The following is a 17,162-nucleotide window of genomic DNA, read 5'->3' on the forward strand; positions in this document are numbered from 1 at the left end:
CACGACTGTTCGGCCAGCATCCGGCAGGCACTGGGTGGGGGGAGCGGGGCAGGCGTGTCGGTGGGGGCGGGCAGGATGCGGTCATGGAGTCGTTGTCGATCGCCGAGGCCCGTCGCGTCGCGCTGCGCGCGCAGGGGCTGGACCGCCCGCGGCGGCCAGGTCCCGTCACGATGCGGCGGGTCACCGCCACCGTGGAGCAGCTCAACCTGCTGCAGATCGACTCGGTGAACGTGCTGGCCCGTGCGCACCTGGTGCCTCTCTTCTCGCGGCTCGGACCGTACGACACGGGGCTGCTGGACCGGGCCGCGGGGCGCGCGCCACGGCGGCTGGTCGAGACCTGGGCGCACGTCGCCTCCTACGTCCCCACCTCGACGTACCCGCTGCTCGCCTGGCGCCGTCGTGCCCACGAGCGCGAGGCGTGGGGCTCCATCTCCGCCGTGCCGCAGGCGCACCCGCACGAGCTCGACCTCGTGCGCGCGCTCGTGGCCGAGCAGGGGCCGGTGACGGCCAGCCGGATCCACGACGAGCTCGAGCGCGTCGGGCGGACCGCACCGCGCTCACGTCTCGAGTGGGGGTGGAACTGGACCACGGCGAAACGCTGCCTCGAGTACCTGTTCTTCACCGGCGAGGTGATGTCGGCCCGGCGCAACGGCGCGTTCGAGCGGTGCTACGACCTGCCCGAGCGCGTGCTTCCGCCCGCCGTGCGCGACCTGCCCGCCGTGTCCGACCAGGATGCCGTCCGCCGGCTCCTCGAGCTCGGTGCCCGGGCGCACGGCATCGGCACGGCGCGCTGCTTCCGGGACTACTTCCGGCTGCGCGGGCCGCGGGCGCAGCAGGCGCTGGGCGAGCTGGTCGACGCCGGGGTCCTCGTCCCTGTCGCGGTCGACGGCTGGGACGACCCGACGTACCGGCACCGCGACGCCGTCGTGCCGCGGCGGGCCACCGGCGGTGCGCTGCTCAGCCCGTTCGACCCGCTCGTGTGGGAGCGGCGCCGGCTGGAGGCGCTGTTCGACGTGTTCTACCGCATCGAGATCTACGTCCCGGCGCCCCGGCGGCGGCTCGGCTACTACGTGCTCCCGTACCTGCAGGGCGACGCCATCACCGCGATGGTCGACCTCAAGGCGGACCGGGCGGCCGGCGTCCTGCGCGTGGTCGCAGCGCACCGGACGCCGCACGCCGACGCCGCGACCCCCGGCGCGCTGGCGGGCGAGCTGTGGCTCCTGGCGTCCTGGCTCGGTCTGGACGAGGTGGAGGTCGCACCTGTCGGCGACCTCGCCGACGCCCTGGCGATGGAGGTCCCCGCGCAGCACGCCGGGCGCGGAGCGGCGGTGTCGGCAGCAGGCGGCTGAACGCCCCCGGGCCGCCACGCCGATAGACTGCCTACCCGGTCGGCGCGCGTGTGGAGGAGTTCGGATGACAGCAGGCCTTCCCGCGGACGTCTGGATCCTCGCCGCCGGCGCGCTGCTCGTCGCAGCGATCCTCGCGGCCGGTTTCGCCGGGAAGGTCCGGATCCCCGGCCTGCTGCTGTTCCTGGTGCTGGGGATGCTCGTCGCCGACGACGGCCTCGGCCTCGTCCGGCTGTCCGACGTGGAGCTGGCCCAGACGCTCGGCACCGTCGCCCTGCTGCTGATCCTCTTCGAGGGCGGGTTGACGACCAAGCCCGGTGACGTGCGCCGGGCCGCCGGGCCGGCGCTCGTCCTGGCGACCGCGGGTGTCGTCGTCACCGCCGCGGTCGTCGCGCTCGCCGGATGGTGGCTGCTCGGTCTCGACCCGCTGACCGCCATGCTCATCGGCGCGGTGGTCTCCTCGACCGACGCCGCCGCCGTGTTCGCCGTGCTGCGGCGTTCGCCCCTGCCGCGGCGGATGTCCGCGCTGCTCGAGGTCGAGTCGGGCGCGAACGACCCGGTCGCGATCATGCTCACCGTCGGTCTGGTCGCGACCTTCACGGGCACGCCGGAACCGGTCGACTGGGTCGTGTTCGGCGTGACGCAGGTCGTCGGGGGCATCGTGGCGGGCGCCGTCGTCGGGCTGGCCGGGAGCTGGACGCTGTCCCGGGCCGCGCTCGGGCCGACGGGGGTGTACCCCGTGCTGGCGCTGGGCGTCGCCGGGCTGGCCTACGGCGCGGCGGCCCTCGTCGGCGGCTCGGGGTTCCTGGCCGTGTACCTCGCCGGCCTGGTGGTCGGCGCCAGGGTGACGCTGCACCGTCGCGAGATCCGCACCTTCCACGAAGGGCTGTCCAACACGGCGGAGGTGGGGCTCTTCCTCCTGCTCGGCATGCTCGTCTTCCCGTCCCAGCTGCCGCCGGTGGCAGGGACGGCGGTGCTCGTGGCGGTGGTGCTCGTGCTCGTCGCCCGCCCGCTCGCCGTCGGGTTGTGCCTGGTGTGGTTCGGGTACACGTGGCGGGAGATCGCCTTCGTCTCGTGGGTCGGGCTGCGTGGAGCGGTACCGATCGTGCTGGCGACCTTCCCCGCGGTGGCCGGGTACCCGGAGGGTGCCCTCATCTTCAACGTCGTGTTCTTCGTGGTGCTGGCCTCCGCGGCCGTCCAGGGTGTCAGCATCCGCAGCGTCGCCCGGTTCCTCGGTATCGCCGCCGCCGCGCACGACCTGGACCCCGTCGCCTCGGGCCGGCCGCTCGCGGGCACCGCCACGGAGCTGTTTGAGATCCCTGTCCGGCCCGACCTGGCGCTCGTCGGGTGTCGCGTGATGGACGTCGAACCACCGTGCGGGCGGATCACCGCCGTCGTGCGCGACCAGGAGACGCTCCTGCCGCACGACCCGGTCGAGCTCCGGGCCGGGGACGTGCTGCTGCTGGTCGTCCCCCGCCGCCCCGACGCCGCCCGCCAGGTCACCGCGTGGGCCCGGGGCGAGCCGGTGGGCGCCGGCACGTCGGACGACCGCAAGAAGGGTGGCTGACCATGGAGGTCATCGCGCTGTACCTCGGGGCGGCGTTCGCGGGCGGGCTGCTGGCCCGCCTCGTCAAGCTGCCGCCCCTCGTGGGCTTCCTGGTGGCCGGGTTCGCCCTGGGTGCCGCCGGGGCGCCCGAGCTGCCGGGCATCGGCACGATCGCCGAGGTCGGCGTCTCGCTGCTGCTGTTCACCATCGGGCTCAAGCTCGACGTGCGGACCCTCGCCCGGTCGGAGATCTGGGTGACCACCGTCTCGCACATGGTGATCAGCACGCTGGTCGGCGTCGGGTTCCTGGCCCTGCTCGCCGTCGCCGGGGCCGCGCTCCTCGGTGGTGAGGCGCTGACGACGATCGCGCTGATCGCGTTCGCCCTGTCGTTCTCCTCGACCGTGTTCGTCGTCAAGGTCCTCGAGGACCGCTCGGACGCGACCAGCCTGTACGGCCGGATCGCCGTGGGCATCCTGGTGCTCCAGGACATCGCCGCGGTCGTCTTCCTCGTGCTCGCGACCGGGGAGCTCCCGAGCCCGTGGGCGCTGCTGCTCGTCCTGCTCGTCCCGGGACGCCGGGCGCTGCACGCCGTCTGGGACCGGGTCGGGCACGGCGAGCTCCAGGCCCTCTTCGGGGTCGCGCTCGCGCTCGGGCCCGGGTTCTACCTCTTCGAGCACCTGGGGATCTCCGGAGACCTCGGCGCCCTCGTCATGGGCATGCTGCTGGCGTCCCACCCCGGCGCCGGAGAGATGTCGCGGTCGCTGATGTCGTTCAAGGACCTCATGCTGGTGGCGTTCTTCCTCGAGATCGGGCTGCACGGCACGCCCACCCTGCAGCATCTCGGCATGGCGGCGGCACTGCTCGTGCTGCTGCCGCTCCAGGCGGCCGGGTTCGCGGTGCTGCTGTGGATGATGCGGCTGCGACGGCGGACGGCGATGCTCGTCGGGCTCGTGCTCGGCAACTTCTCCGAGTTCGGCATCATCGTCGCGGTGGTGGGCGCGGAGCACGGCCTGCTCGACGAGGACTGGGTGGTCGTCGTGTCCCTGGCCGTGGCGATGAGCTTCGTCTTGGCCTCCGTGGTGAACCGGCGCGGCGTCGAGATCGCCTCGGCGCTCACGCGCCTGCTGCCGAGGAAGCCGCCGACGTCGCTGCACCCGGACGACCGCCTGGTCGACATCGGGCACGCCGACGCCGTGGTGCTCGGGCTCGGGCGGGTCGGGAACACGGCGTGCGCCCGCCTGCGTGACGTGTACGGTCTGCGGGTGGTGGGGGTCGAGCACGACGACCAGCGGGTGAACGCGCTGCAGTCCGATGGCTTCGAGGTGGTCCGCGCCGACGCGACGGACCTGGAGTTCTGGGCCCGGGTCAAGCGCGCCGGGCACGTGCGCCTCGCCGTGCTGGCGATGCCGTTCCACAACGCCAACCTCATCGCCCTGTCCCGGTTGCAGGACGCGGGGTTCGAGGGGCTCGTCGCCGCGATCGCGCGCTACGACGACGACGCCGACGAGCTGCGGCGGCACGGGGCCGACGCGGTGTTCCACCTGTACGGCGCCGCCGGTGCGGAGCTCGCGGACCGCGCCGCGGAGGTGCTGGCCACCGACCGGTGACGTTCGTCGGTCGCGAACCTGGCCCCGAGCTCTGCCGCGGGGGAATAGGATGACAGGCGGTGCGACCGGGACGACGACGCCGTCGTCCGGCCCCGGTCGCCGCCACCGAACGGGCTCGGGAGGCTTCCCGGGCACCACCGACACGGGAGAACTGCGTGCCTGCGATCCTCGAGAAGATCCTCCGCCTGGGCGAAGGCCGGATCCTCAAGAAGCTGACCGGACTCGCCGAGCAGGTGAACCAGCTCGAGTCGAGCTTCACCGAGCTCAGCGACACCGAGCTGCAGGAGGAGACGGGCCGGTTCAAGGAGCGGCTCGAGCACGGGGCGTCGCTCGACGACCTGCTCCCCGAGGCCTTCGCGACGGTGCGCGAGGCTTCCCGCCGCACGCTCGGCCAACGCCACTTCGACGTCCAGCTCATGGGCGGCGCGGCCCTGCACCTCGGGAACATCGCCGAGATGAAGACCGGTGAGGGCAAGACGCTCGTCGCGACGACGGCGGCCTACCTCAACGCGCTCACCGGCAAGGGTGTGCACGTCGTCACGACGAACGACTTCCTCGCGCGCTACCAGGGTGACCTGATGGGCCGCGTCTACCGGTTCCTCGGCATGACGACGGGCGTGATCGTGTCGGGCCAGAACCCGGCGGAGCGGCGCGCCCAGTACGCGGCCGACATCACCTACGGCACGAACAACGAGTTCGGGTTCGACTACCTGCGCGACAACATGGCGTGGTCGCCGGACGACCTGGTCCAGCGCGGTCACCACTTCGCGATCGTCGACGAGGTCGACTCGATCCTCATCGACGAGGCGCGGACCCCGCTCATCATCTCGGGTCCCTCCTCGGGCGACGCGAACCGCTGGTACGTGGAGTTCGCCAAGGTCGTCAAGCGCCTGCAGGTCGAGAAGGACTACGAGGTCGACGAGAAGAAGCGCACCGTCGGCGTGCTCGAGCCGGGCATCGAGAAGATCGAGGACTACCTCGGGATCGACAATCTGTACGAGTCGCTCAACACGCCGCTCATCGGCTTCCTCAACAACGCCATCAAGGCCAAGGAGCTGTTCAAGCGCGACAAGGACTACGTCGTGCTCAACGGCGAGGTCATGATCGTCGACGAGCACACCGGCCGCATCCTCGCCGGCCGTCGCTACAACGAGGGCATGCACCAGGCCATCGAGGCCAAGGAGGGCGTGCAGATCAAGGCGGAGAACCAGACCCTCGCCACGATCACCCTGCAGAACTACTTCCGCCTGTACGACAAGATCGGCGGCATGACCGGTACCGCCGAGACCGAGGCGGCCGAGTTCCAGGGCACCTACACGCTCGGCGTCGTGCCGATCCCGACCAACCGGCCGATGATCCGCAAGGACCAGCCCGACCTCGTCTACAAGAACGAGGACGGCAAGTTCAACGCCGTCGTCGCGGACATCGTCGAGCGGCACGCCAAGGGGCAGCCGGTCCTCGTGGGCACCACGAGCGTCGAGAAGTCCGAGCTGCTGTCCCGGCTGCTGAAGAAGGCCGGCGTGCCGCACGACGTCCTCAACGCCAAGGAGCACGAGCGCGAGGCCTCGATCGTCGCGCAGGCGGGACGCAAGGGCGCGGTCACGGTCGCGACGAACATGGCCGGTCGCGGTACCGACATCATGCTCGGCGGCAACGCCGAGTTCACGGCGGTCGCCGAGATGGCGGCCCGGGGCTTCGACTCGACCGAGGACCCGGAGGCCTACGAGGCGGCCTGGCCGGAGGTCCTGGAGAAGGCCACCGAGTCCGTCGCCGCGGAGCACGAGGAGGTCGTCGAGCTCGGCGGCCTCTACGTGCTGGGCACCGAGCGCCACGAGTCGCGGCGGATCGACAACCAGCTGCGCGGGCGGTCGGGTCGTCAGGGCGACCCGGGTGAGTCGCGCTTCTACCTGTCGATGCAGGACGACCTGATGCGGCTGTTCAACTCGGGGCTCGCCGAGTCCATGATGGGCCGCGCGGGATTCCCGGACGACATGCCTCTCGAGTCGAAGATGGTCACGCGCGGCATCCAGAGCGCGCAGTCGCAGGTCGAGTCCCGCAACTTCGAGATCCGCAAGAACGTCCTCAAGTACGACGACGTCCTGTCCCGTCAGCGCACCGTCATTTACGACGAGCGTCACCGCGTCCTGGAGGGTGAGGACCTGCACGAGCAGGTCCAGCACTTCGTCACCGATGTCATCACCGCGTACGTGGAGGGCACGGCCGACGACGGCAACGCCGAAGGCTGGGACCTCGACGGGCTCTGGACCGCCCTGCGGTCGGTCTACCCGGTCTCGATCACGGTGGACGACGTCGTCTCGGAGGCGGGCGGTCGCGACCGTCTCACCCGGGAGATGCTGCTCGAGGAGCTGCTGTCGGACGCCCGGGTGGCGTACGCGGCCCGCGAGGAGTCCCTGGGGTCGCCGGCGATGCGTCAGCTCGAGCGACGCGTCGTGCTCTCGGTCCTGGACCGCAAGTGGCGCGAGCACCTCTACGAGATGGACTACCTCAAGGAGGGCATCGGTCTGCGCGCGATGGCCCAGCGCGACCCGCTCATCGAGTACCAGCGCGAGGGCTACCAGCTCTTCCAGGCCATGACGGAGGCGATCAAGGAGGAGTCGGTCGGCTACCTCTTCAACCTCGAGGTCGAGGTCAAGCAGGCCGGCGGGTCGGGCGACCCGGCGACGGGCGACGGTCCGACCCTCTCGGTGGACGCTGCCGTCGCCGCTGCCGGCTCGTCGGCGGCGCAGGCGATCGGGGCCGGCGGGGCGCCGGCCGTCGCCGGTGCCGACGCGGTCGAGGACGCTCCCGACGACGAGGAGCCCGCGACGACGGCTGCCGACGGCCCGGAGGTGCCCGCCGCGTTCGGCGGGACCGAGGAGCCCGTGCTGGTCGCCAAGGGGCTCGAGAACCCCAAGCCCCCGCAGAACCTGCAGTACACGGCACCCAGCGAGGACGGTTCGGCCTCGTCGTCCGGCGGTGGCTCGCGGGCGGAGCGTCGGGCGCTGCACGGTGAGGCGTCCGCCGCGAACGCCGACGGCCGTACCTTCCCCGGAACCCCTCGCAACGCGCACTGCCCCTGCGGCTCCGGCAAGAAGTACAAGATGTGCCACGGCGTCAACGAGTGACCTCGGTGCCCGGATAGCCGCACCTCCGCCTCGGCGGTGCCTTCTCGGCTGAGTCTGCACCTCAGCCGAGCTCGAGCACGGCCACCCGCCAGACGCCTCGTCGAGCCTCCAGCCGGACGGCGGCGGCGCGGACGCGTCCGGAGTCCTCGAGGACGACGGTCGCCTCGGCCGTGCTGTCCCCGAGGCGGACGGTGCGGATCCGCCGGACGGTCACCGGCAGCCCGGCACGCCCCTCGCCGCGCTGCGCCTGGACGAGCCGAGCCCGGTGCACGAGCTGGTCGAGGACCGTGGGTGTCACCCACCGCGCGAGGTGGGTCGCCGGACGTTCGCCCCGCAGCACCTCGACGGCGGCACGGACGACGGAGCCGCACATCGCTGTGGGGTCCGGCAGCCGTGCCGGTGCGGCCGGCGTCTGGGCCGACGGGCGGCCGGGAGTCGGGACCGGATCGGCCGGGACGGCACCGAGGCGCACCCGGCGGGACGGTGCGGGTCTGCGGCTCGTCGCGCGTGGCGGCTCGGCCGGACGGCGGCCGCGGGGTGTGCCGGTGACGCGCAGCCGGCGCGTCGCGGCGTCAGTCGGTCGGGTGTTCTCGGACGCGGTGGCGGTCATGGGGTCTCCGGGAGTGGTGCGGGCAACGGGTGTGGCCGGGTGCGAGAGCCGGTCAGGGCGCGTGCAGCACCTGGCCGGGGAGGATCGTGTCGGGGTCGCCGCCGATGACGTCCCGGTTGGCGTCGTGCCAGGCCGTGACCGCCCGGAGTATGTCCGCGTCCGTGGCGCCCGGGGGAAGGCCGCGCGCGGCGATGTCCCACAAGGTGTCGCCGCGCACGACGACGGTCTCGTCCGCGGCGTGGACCTGGTTCGACGTCCGCTGGACCTCGCCGAGGACGGGGTCGGCACGCTGCCCCTCCGCTCGGTCGTCCGGTCCCTCGCCGGTCGGGTCGGCCGGCGGCTCGGCGGACGGCTCGGCGGACGGCTTGGCGGGCTCTTCGCCGGGCGACCCGTCGCCGGCCTCGTCCTCGGGGGACGGGGCAGGCCCGTCCGGCAGGTCGGCGTCCGCCGCGGGCGGAGGCTCGGGCGCCGGGTCCTGGGCGGTGCTCTCCCAGCCGAGCTCGAGGACGACGGCCGGGTCGGTGTCCGTCCCTGGCCGGTCGTCGGCGAGGGCGGCGGCGGGGGTCAGCGCCAGGCCGGCACCGAGGCCGGCACCGACGGCACCGCAGGCGAGCCGGCGCACGACGGCGGGCGCCCAGCGGCCCACGACCGCGTCTGCCGTGCGACCGGGCCGTCCTCGGCGCACCGCGACGACGCCGACGAGCGCGGCGACCGTCCCCAGCAGGGTCCAGGCCGTGGCGCCGAGGCCGGCGACGAGGACCGCGAGCTCGACCCACGTGTCGACCCCGAGCGTCGGCGCCGTCTCTCGCGTGGGGACGACCGCCTGGACCCGGAGCGCGAGCAGCGTCGCGGCGCCGGCGGACGCCAGGAGCATCGCGAGCAGCCCCAGGGTGCTGCGCACCGCTCCGGCGGAGCGGTGACGCGGCTGGCCGGGTGTCGTCGCCCGGTGGTTCATCTGGCAACCTTCCGTCGAATCAACGTCGATCATGTCGTTTGATGCCATTTGATGTGCTCTGGTGGCAGATATTGAACCGCACTGTGGCCCTCCTGTCCAGGGCAGGGCATCCTGGGCCGCGGCCCGACCAGGGCCGACGGACGGGAGGACCACCGGTGACGACATCAGGGGCGGCCCGCTGGACGCTGCTCTTCGCCGATCTGGAGGCGCAGCTCGCGGCGGAGGAGGCGGCCGAGCGCGACGGCGCCGTCGCCGAGCTCACCCGTGCCGAGCAGGCCTCGGTGCCGCTCGTGGACCGGCTGCGGGCCGCGCAGGGCCGGGTGCTGCGCCTCGACCTGTCCGACGGCGAGTCGCTCGCGGGGCGGCTCGAGCGGGTGGCCACGACCTGGGTGCAGGTCGACGCCCGCACCGCGCAGGGTGGCCGGGTGCAGCACCTCGTGCCGCTGTCCGCCGTCGTGGGTGTCACCGGCCTGGGGCCCTACGCGACGCCATCTGCCGCACGCACGGACGGGCTGGGCCTGGGGACCGCCCTGCGGGGGCTGCAGCGCGACCGCGCCCGGGTGCAGGTCCGCACCTCGGCTCAGGTGCTGCTCGGACGGGTCGCGCGGGTCGGCGCGGACCACCTCGACGTGGCGGAGCTCGATGCGGCCGGGTCGGGGACGCGCGTCGTGCCGTTCTCTGCCCTGGTCCGGGTCAGCGAGGCCTGACGGTTCGCCGGTCGTGCCGGTCGTGCCGGTCGTGCCGGTCGTGCCGGTCGTGCGGAACGGTGGTCACAGGTCGCCGGCGTCGATGCGGGCGCGGGTCCGGTCGTACTGCCGGGCGATGTACTCCTCGAGCTGGACGGTCTCCACGCGCCAGACCTTCTTGGGGCCCACCTGGATCGCCGGCAGCTCGCCCGAGCGGACGAGCGAGTACGCCTGGGCGGCGGAGATGCTGAGGATCTCCTGCACCTCGGCGAGGGAGAGGAAGCGGCTGGCCATGGGCCGATCTTCCCACACAGGGCCTCGGTACGTGCGAGTTGTCCACAGATGATGGTCGATGCTTCCGGTTCGCCGTGATGTCCCGGATGATGGATCGGGCCGTCATCACGAGTGCGACGGCCGCTAGCGTTCGTCGCGCCCGACGGACCGATCACCCGTACCGGACGCAGCGAAGCGTCCGTCCGACTCCCGAAGGACCAGCGTGACCAACGAAGCACTCCCGGCCCCGACCGCCCCGCGTCTGCGCCGCCCGACCTGGCGAGACCCTCGGTTCGTCGTCGGTGTCGTCCTGGTGGCGGTCGCCGTCGCGCTGGGATCGTGGGTCGTCTCCGGCGCCGACCGCACCGTGTCCGTGTACGCGGCGTCCGGCACCCTGACCCCCGGCGAGCCCGTCGACGCGTCGCGGCTGCGCACCGTCGACGTCAACCTCGGCGTGGAGGCGGACCGCTACCTGCGGGCCGACGCCGGTCTCCCGGACGGGCAGGTCGCCGTGCGGGTGGTGGGGGACGGCGAGCTCGTCGCGGCCACCGCGATCGGGGCCGCCGACTCCGTCGACGTGCGCTCGGTCGCCGTGCCGATCGGGGCCGGTCTCTCCGAGCGGATCCGCGAGGGCGCCGTCGTCGACCTGTGGTTCGTCCCCACGGCGGCGCAGGGCGCCCAGGAGGCGGCGGCACCGGAACCGCTCGTCGCCGGCGTCGTCGTCGAGCAGGTGGACGCCACCGAGGGAGGTCTGGTCGTCGCCGACCGCGGGACGCTGCACGTCCTGGTCGGTGCCGAGGACCTGTCCGCCGTCCTGTCCGCGCTGGGCGCCGACGGTCAGGTCGCCGTCGTGCCCGTGGTCGGCACCTGATGCCGGCCGAGATCACCGTCCTCTGCGCGGTGAGCGGACCTGCCGAGATGGACGTGGTGCTCGCCCTGGGTGCTCCCGGGACCGGGACCAGCGTCACACGCCGCTGCGGGGACCTGACCGAGCTGCTGGCGGCGGCGGCAGCGGGCGCTGGGCAGGTCGCCGTCGTGTCCGCGGACCTGCCGGGCCTGGACCGCGAGGCGGTGGGACGGCTCCACGGGGCCGGTGCCCGCGTGGTCGCGCTGGCCGACGACGGCCCGGCCGAGCGCCTCCGTGCCCTCGGCTTCGAGGCCGTCCTCGACGGGTCCGCCGACCCGAGGCTCCTGGACGCGGTGCGGGACACGGCGCGCGTGGACGACCCGCTCGCCACCCGCGAGAACGACCTTTCCGCGCTGGCCGGCCACGACGCCGAGGGTGCGCGGCACGGTGCGGTCGTCGCCGTCTGGGGGCCGGTCGGGGCACCGGGCCGGACCACGACCGCCATCGAGCTGGCCGCCGAGCTGGCCGGCGTGGGCGGGCGGCGCTCCGGACGGCGGCGCGGCCGCCGCGAGGCGCCCGCCGGGCCGGCCGCGTCCGCCCTCGTCGTCGACGCCGACACGTACGGGTCGTGCGTCGCCTCGCGGCTCGGCCTGCTCGACGACGCCCCCGGCCTGGCCGCCGTCGCCCGGGCGGCGGGGCACGGCACCCTGGACCTGGCCACGCTGTCCCGGCACGCGCCGGTCGTCGAGGGCCGGCTGCGAGTCCTGACGGGCATCACGCGGGCGGCGCGCTGGCCGGAGCTGCCCGCCAGCGCGCTGGAGGTCGTGCTCGAGCGAGCCCGCGCCCTCGTGGACTGGACGGTGGTGGACTGCGGTCCGCTGGTGGAGGCCGACGAGCTGCTCATGTACGACACGCACGCCCCGCAGCGCAACGGTGCGACGCTGGCGGCGCTGCAGGCGGCTGACCTGGTCGTGGTCGTCGGTGCCGCCGACCCCGTCGGCGTGCAGCGGGTCGTCCGTGCGCTGGAGGACCTGGCCGAGGCGCCGGTGCCCGTCCCGGCGGCCCGGATCGTGGTCGCCAACCGGGTCCGTTCCTCCGCGGTGGGCCCGGATCCCGCGCGGGCGGTCGGCGACGCGCTCGCCCGCTACGCGGGCGTCGGTGAGGTGCACGCCGTCCCGGACGACGGTCCGGCTCTCGACGCGGCGCTGCTGGCCGGGCGGACCCTCGCCGAGCACGCGCCGTCGTCGGCGGCCCGGCAGGCCTTCGCCGGGCTGGCGGCGCTCGTGCGGGAACGGGCCGGCGTGAACGTGCCGGCCTGACGGGCCCACTCGGGCCGAGGCGCCGGGCTGGGGACCACTCTGCCTGCCCGGCGTGCCACGACAGGGCACACTGGGGCCATGCGCCTCTACGTCCCCGCGACCTTCGACGACCTCGACGCCCTGACCGTGACGGCGCGCGGCGCCCGCTGGGACGTTCCGGCCCGCGGCGCGCACGCGGTGACCGCCGAGCTCGCGGCCGCGCTGCCCGACGAGGACGAGGAGTCCCGGGAGTACGAGGCGTTCCTCGCCGCCGCGGACGCGTCGCTCGTGCTCGTGGTCGGCCGGGCAGGCGCCGTACCGCTGCGCGCGGTCGTCACCGTGGACGTGCCCGACGACGCCACGACCCCGGCGGCGGGGGAGACGGCGCCCTCGGGCGTCGACGTCGTCGCCGTCCCCGGCACGAAGGTCGAGGCGGTCCACGTCGACGAGCCGGCCGCCGCGGGTGACGTGCGAGCGGTGCTGGCCGCCGTGGACGCCGGTGACGACGAAGCGCTGGAGGTGGCGACCGACCGGGTCGCGGAGCGGGACCTGCTCTGGTACGACCCCACCGAGGCCCACGACGTCCCCCGTCTCACCTGATCCCGCCCACCCGTCGCTGTGGGTATGGAATCTCCCGTTCTTGGCGGACAAGAACGGGAGATTCCATACCCACAGCGAGGGGTCAGCCGAGGTAGACGAGGGCCTTGTCGTGCAGCAGCCCGTTGGTCGCCAGGGCGTTGCCGCCCCACGGCCCGTCCGCGCCGTCGAGGGACGTGAAGCGACCGCCCGCCTCGACGACGATCGGCACCAGCGCGGCCATGTCGTAGAGCTCCAGCTCGGGTTCCGCCGCGATGTCCGCAGCACCCTCGGCCACGAGCATGTACGACCAGAAGTCGCCGTACCCGCGCGTGCGCCAGCACTCGCGGGTCAGGTCCAGGAACCCGTTGAGCTTGTCGCGCTCCTCCCAGCCGTCCAGGGACGAGTACGCGAAGGACGCGTCGCGCAGGGAGGACACCCCCGAGACGTGCATCCGCGTAGCGGCCGCGATCGACTTGCCCGTCCAGGCCCCTGATCCCTTGGCCGCCCACCAGCGACGCCCCAGGGCCGGTGCGGAGACGAGCCCCATGACGACCTCGTCGCCCTCGGCCAGGGCGATGAGCGTCGCCCACACGGGGACCCCGCGCACGAAGTTCTTGGTGCCGTCGATCGGGTCGATGATCCAGCGGCGCGCGCCGCTGCCGGACTCGCCCCGCTCCTCGCCCACGATGGCGTCCCGCGTCCGGGCCCGGGCGAGCTGGGCGCGGATGAAGTCCTCGGCACCGCGGTCGGCGTCGGACACGGGGGTCTGGTCGGGCTTGGTCTCCACGTGCAGGTCCACCGCGCGGAACCGGGACATCGTCATCGAGTCCACCTGGTCGGCGATCACGTGGGCCAGGCGCAGGTCGTCCTCGTACGTGCGTCCGTGCCCGTGCTGGCTGGAGGTTCGCTGAAAGGTGGCCACGACTCACACGGTAGCGGTCCGGGAGACCAGCAGGCGGCGGAACGACGTCAGGCGGGACGCGCGTGTCGTGCGGGACTCCTCGTCCGGCGCCTTGTCGACCCACTCGTCGAGCGCGCAGTCCGGGGCGTCCGCCAGGTGGGTGCAGCCTCGCGGGCACTGCGCCGCCACCTCGTCGAGGTCCTCGAACGCTGCCAGGAGGTGGGCGACCTCGACGTGCGCGAGGCCGAAGGAGCGTACCCCCGGGGTGTCGATCACCCAGCCGTCGTGGGTGCGCTCGGCGGTCCCGGCGGCGACGGGCAGGCGGAGCGCGACGGCGGAGGTGGACGTGTGCCGGCCGCGGCCGGTCACGTCGTTGACCACGCCCGTGGCCCGCGCGGCGTCGGGCACGAGCGCGTTGATGAGCGTCGACTTGCCGACGCCGGAGTGCCCCACCAGCACCGACGTGCGCCCGAGCAGGTGCTCGCGGACCGCCTCGACGGTGTCGGCGGCGTCGCGACGGGCGACGACCACCTCCACTCCCAGCGGGGTGTAGAGGTCGCGCAGCTCGTCCGGGGAGGCGAGGTCCGCCTTCGTCAGGCAGAGCAGCACGTCCATGCCGGCTTCGTAGGCGGCGACGACGCAGCGGTCGATCATGCCGGTGCGCGGCTCGGGCTCGGCGAGCGCGGTCACGACGACGAGCTGGTCGGCGTTGGCCACGACGATGCGCTCGTAGGGGTCGTTGTCGTCGGCGGTGCGGCGCAGCACCGACGTGCGCTCGGTGATGCGGACGATGCGGGCGAGCGTACCCTCCTGCCCCGAGGTGTCGCCCACCACGTCGACTACGTCGCCGACGACGGCGCGGGTGCGGCTGAGCTCGCGCGCCTTCATGGCGAGGATCTCGCGCTCGTCCGGACCGCCCTCGTCGAGGACCAGGGTGTACCGCCCCCGGTCGACGCCGACGACCAGCCCGGCCACGGCGTCGGCGTGCTCGGGACGCTGCTTGCTGCGGGGCCGTGAACCGTGCTTCGACGGGCGCGCGTACCGTGCGTGCTCGTCGCGGACCCGGCGCGCCATCAGGCCTCCTGCGCCGTCCGGCGCAGCATCCGCAGCCACATCGTGTCGAACCCGGGCAGCGTCTTGGCGGTGGTGGCCACGTCCTCGACCTGGACCCCCGGCACCCGCAGCCCGAGCAACGCCGCCGACGTCGCCATCCGGTGGTCGGCGTAGGTGCGGAAGACGCCTCCGTGCAACGGGCGCGGGGTGATGACCAGGCCGTCGCGCGTCTCCTCGCACCGTCCGCCCAGGCGGGTGATCTCCGTGGCGAGGGCGGCCAGCCGGTCGGTCTCGTGGCCGCGCAGGTGGGCGATGCCTCGCAGCCGGCTCGGGGAGTCGGCGAGCGCGGCCAGGACGGCGAACGTCGGGGCGAGCTCGCCGCCCGCGTGCAGGTCGACGTCGACGCCGCGGATCTGCCCGGTCCCCGTGACGGTGAGGACGTCGCCCTCCAGGGAGGCGGCACCGCCCATCCGCTCCAGCAGCTCGGGGACCATTGCGCCGGGCTGCGTGGTGCGCGCCGGCCACCCCGGGACGCGGACCGTGCCGCCGGCGACGAGGGCGGCGGCGAGGAACGGCGCGGCGTTGGACAGGTCGGGCTCGACGCGGACGTCGCGGGCGGCGATCGGGCCGGGCGTGACCTGCCAGATGCCGTCGCGGGAGTCGTCGACCACGACGCCGACGTCGCGGAGGGTGGCGACGGTCATCTCGATGTGCGGCAGGCTCGGCAGGGTGGCCCCGATGTGGCGCAGCTCCAGCGGCCGCTCGAAGCGGGGGGCGGCCAGCAGGAGCGCGGAGACGAACTGCGACGACCCGGAGGCGTCGACGTCGACGGCACCGCCGGCGACGCGCCCGCGGCCGCGCACGGTGAACGGCAGGTGGGTCGGGAAGCCCGCGCCGTCCCCGGTCACCTGCACGCCGAGGCTGTGCAGCCCGGCGAGCACCGGGAGCATCGGGCGCACGCGTGCCTCGGGGTCGCCGTCGAACCGGACGTCGCCGTGGGCCAGCGCGGCGACGGGCGGCAGGAACCGCATGACCGTCCCGGCGAGGCCGCAGTCGACGGCGGTGTCGCCGGTGAGGCGGCCGGGGGTCACGTGCAGGGTGCTGGGGGACTCGCCCTCGGCGACGGTGGTGCCCAGGGACCGCAGCGCGCCGATCATGAGGTCGGCGTCGCGGGAGCGCAGCGCGCCGTGCAGCGTCCCCGGAGCGTCGGCGAGCGCGGCGAGCACGAGCAGCCGGTTCGTGAGGGACTTGCTGCCCGGGACCTCGACTGTCGCGTCCAGGGAGCCCTCGGCCACCGGGGCGTCCCAGAGCGGTGCGGTGGTCTGGTCGGGCGCTGTCGTCATGGTCCCGAGCCTAATTGACGGGGGCCCGACGGCGGTGACGGCGTCCGGCGGTCAGGACACCTTCGCCTTCATCTTCGCCGCGGACGCCTTGGCCTGCCGGGAGGCGGCCCGGGCGTCCTTGGTCGCCGACCGGGCGGTGTGCTTGACGGACTTCGACGCCGACGACGCGGCGTGCTGGGCGTCCTTGGACACCGACTCCGCGACGTGCTTGGCGGACCTCGACGCCGCGGCCCGCTTCTGCTCGATCCGGTAGCCGACGCCGGGCCGGCCCTCGAGGTCGATGCCGGCGATCACGGCGGCACCGACGGCGCCGAGGTTCCGGACGAACTTGCCGGTCCGCTCGCGCTTCGCGTCGCCACGGGACGTGAACGGCTGGTTGACGACGGCGAGCGGGGCGGTCAGCGCGGCGAGGGTCAGGGCGGCGGTCCGGGGAGCGCGCCCGACGGCGAGGAGCAGGGCCGCGGCGACCGTGGCGGCGCCGTGGGCACGGACCAGGAGGGAGACCTGGGTGTCGTCCAGCTCGTCGACCCCGAGCGCCCTCGTGACCCGGTCGGCACCCTCGCGCGCCGCGTCGGTGTGATCGGCCGGGTGCAGCGCGGCGGAGAGCCCGTCATGGACGAAGGGGGCGGCCAGCAGGGGTCGGGCGAGTCGTCGCAGCAGCATGGGCCCACTGTGGCAGAGGCTGCGGGTGCATGCTCGCCGACGCCGTCGCGTGTCGGCGCTCGGGTGGTCACCCCGGCGCGGGGTCGTCCCACCAGTCCGTGTGGGACCGCGGAGGCCGGCGGGTACCGAGACCGTCGTGGTGGACGACGCGGACGAGCGCGACGAGCCACGCGGCGAGGAGGAGGGCGGTGAGCAGGAAGAGGAAGGTCATGGCAGCAATTCTTCGCCCGTTAGATTCCAGCCACGAGTGGCAGGAGGGGCATGCTTCGTTGAGATCCTGCCAAGAGTTCGATCCCTTGACCCGTCCGGTCGCGAGCGGTTGGATGCGCG

General features: G+C 73.9%; 16 protein-coding genes. 8 read left to right on the forward strand and 8 right to left on the reverse strand.

Features of this window, described 5'->3' with window-relative positions; genetic code table 11:
* Positions 1-83 precede the first annotated feature (83 nt).
* From AC3RJ8_RS04845 to secA, 4 genes are all read left to right on the forward strand, one after another.
* Positions 84-1,349: a winged helix-turn-helix domain-containing protein gene (locus AC3RJ8_RS04845; protein WP_489714807.1), complete on the forward strand. Its 1,266-nt coding sequence runs from the start codon at positions 84-86 to the stop codon at positions 1,347-1,349.
* A 64-nt stretch (positions 1,350-1,413) separates the two neighbouring features.
* A complete protein-coding gene (locus tag AC3RJ8_RS04850) occupies positions 1,414-2,913 on the forward strand; it encodes a potassium/proton antiporter (RefSeq protein ID WP_489714808.1) in 1,500 nt (499 codons plus the stop codon).
* Between the two features lie 2 nt (positions 2,914-2,915).
* Entirely contained in the window at positions 2,916-4,499 is a 1,584-nt protein-coding gene (locus AC3RJ8_RS04855) for a cation:proton antiporter domain-containing protein (protein WP_489714809.1), read from the forward strand.
* Positions 4,500-4,654: 155 nt separating this feature from the next.
* Complete coding sequence (secA, locus tag AC3RJ8_RS04860) at positions 4,655-7,624, forward strand: preprotein translocase subunit SecA (protein ID WP_489714810.1); 2,970 nt, start codon at positions 4,655-4,657, stop codon at positions 7,622-7,624.
* A 61-nt stretch (positions 7,625-7,685) separates the two neighbouring features.
* Here secA and AC3RJ8_RS04865 read toward each other — a convergent pair whose 3' ends face one another.
* Both AC3RJ8_RS04865 and AC3RJ8_RS04870 read right to left on the reverse strand, forming a co-directional pair.
* Positions 7,686-8,234: an Rv3235 family protein gene (locus AC3RJ8_RS04865; RefSeq protein ID WP_489714811.1), complete on the reverse strand. Its 549-nt coding sequence runs from the start codon at positions 8,232-8,234 to the stop codon at positions 7,686-7,688.
* A gap of 52 nt (positions 8,235-8,286) precedes the next feature.
* Complete coding sequence (locus AC3RJ8_RS04870; protein WP_489714812.1) at positions 8,287-9,189, reverse strand: LysM peptidoglycan-binding domain-containing protein; 903 nt, start codon at positions 9,187-9,189, stop codon at positions 8,287-8,289.
* 155 nt (positions 9,190-9,344) lie between these two features.
* On the opposite strand from AC3RJ8_RS04870, the gene AC3RJ8_RS04875 reads away from it, so the two are divergent.
* Positions 9,345-9,896, forward strand: a complete 552-nt coding sequence (locus tag AC3RJ8_RS04875) for a hypothetical protein (protein WP_489714813.1) — start codon at positions 9,345-9,347, stop codon at positions 9,894-9,896.
* Positions 9,897-9,959: 63 nt separating this feature from the next.
* On the opposite strand, the gene AC3RJ8_RS04880 is transcribed toward AC3RJ8_RS04875, so the two are convergent.
* The gene (locus AC3RJ8_RS04880; RefSeq protein ID WP_489714814.1) at positions 9,960-10,169 is read right to left on the reverse strand and encodes a helix-turn-helix domain-containing protein; all 210 of its coding nucleotides are present in this window, start codon (positions 10,167-10,169) and stop codon (positions 9,960-9,962) included.
* 202 nt (positions 10,170-10,371) lie between these two features.
* Between AC3RJ8_RS04880 and AC3RJ8_RS04885 the strand changes: the two genes are divergently transcribed.
* From AC3RJ8_RS04885 to AC3RJ8_RS04895, 3 genes are all read left to right on the forward strand, one after another.
* Positions 10,372-11,019: a hypothetical protein gene (locus tag AC3RJ8_RS04885; RefSeq protein ID WP_489714815.1), complete on the forward strand. Its 648-nt coding sequence runs from the start codon at positions 10,372-10,374 to the stop codon at positions 11,017-11,019.
* Positions 11,019-12,314, forward strand: coding sequence for a CpaE/TadZ family protein (locus AC3RJ8_RS04890; protein ID WP_489714816.1), 1,296 nt, complete (start codon positions 11,019-11,021; stop codon positions 12,312-12,314). The genes AC3RJ8_RS04885 and AC3RJ8_RS04890 overlap by 1 nt, the downstream gene beginning before the upstream one ends.
* Positions 12,315-12,392: 78 nt before the next feature.
* The gene (locus tag AC3RJ8_RS04895; RefSeq protein ID WP_489714817.1) at positions 12,393-12,893 is read left to right on the forward strand and encodes a DUF6912 family protein; all 501 of its coding nucleotides are present in this window, start codon (positions 12,393-12,395) and stop codon (positions 12,891-12,893) included.
* Between the two features lie 82 nt (positions 12,894-12,975).
* Here the strand turns inward: AC3RJ8_RS04895 and hisN are convergent, their stop codons facing one another.
* The 5 genes from hisN to AC3RJ8_RS04920 all read right to left on the reverse strand — a co-directional run bounded on the left by hisN (position 12,976) and on the right by AC3RJ8_RS04920 (position 17,043).
* On the reverse strand, positions 12,976-13,695 hold the full coding sequence (gene hisN, locus AC3RJ8_RS04900) for a histidinol-phosphatase (RefSeq protein WP_489715577.1): 720 nt from the start codon (positions 13,693-13,695) through the stop codon (positions 12,976-12,978).
* Positions 13,696-13,797: 102 nt separating this feature from the next.
* The gene (gene rsgA, locus AC3RJ8_RS04905) at positions 13,798-14,847 is read right to left on the reverse strand and encodes a ribosome small subunit-dependent GTPase A (RefSeq protein WP_489714818.1); all 1,050 of its coding nucleotides are present in this window, start codon (positions 14,845-14,847) and stop codon (positions 13,798-13,800) included.
* On the reverse strand, positions 14,847-16,169 hold the full coding sequence (aroA, locus tag AC3RJ8_RS04910; protein ID WP_489714819.1) for a 3-phosphoshikimate 1-carboxyvinyltransferase: 1,323 nt from the start codon (positions 16,167-16,169) through the stop codon (positions 14,847-14,849). Before aroA ends, rsgA begins: the two co-directional genes overlap by 1 nt.
* A gap of 51 nt (positions 16,170-16,220) precedes the next feature.
* The gene (locus tag AC3RJ8_RS04915; RefSeq protein ID WP_489714820.1) at positions 16,221-16,832 is read right to left on the reverse strand and encodes a DoxX family membrane protein; all 612 of its coding nucleotides are present in this window, start codon (positions 16,830-16,832) and stop codon (positions 16,221-16,223) included.
* 67 nt (positions 16,833-16,899) lie between these two features.
* The gene (locus AC3RJ8_RS04920; RefSeq protein WP_489714821.1) at positions 16,900-17,043 is read right to left on the reverse strand and encodes a hypothetical protein; all 144 of its coding nucleotides are present in this window, start codon (positions 17,041-17,043) and stop codon (positions 16,900-16,902) included.
* Positions 17,044-17,162: the final 119 nt, after the last annotated feature.

This window comes from Isoptericola sp. MSGPD8_1_ISO-PGPR-S23-394 (assembly GCF_058072785.1).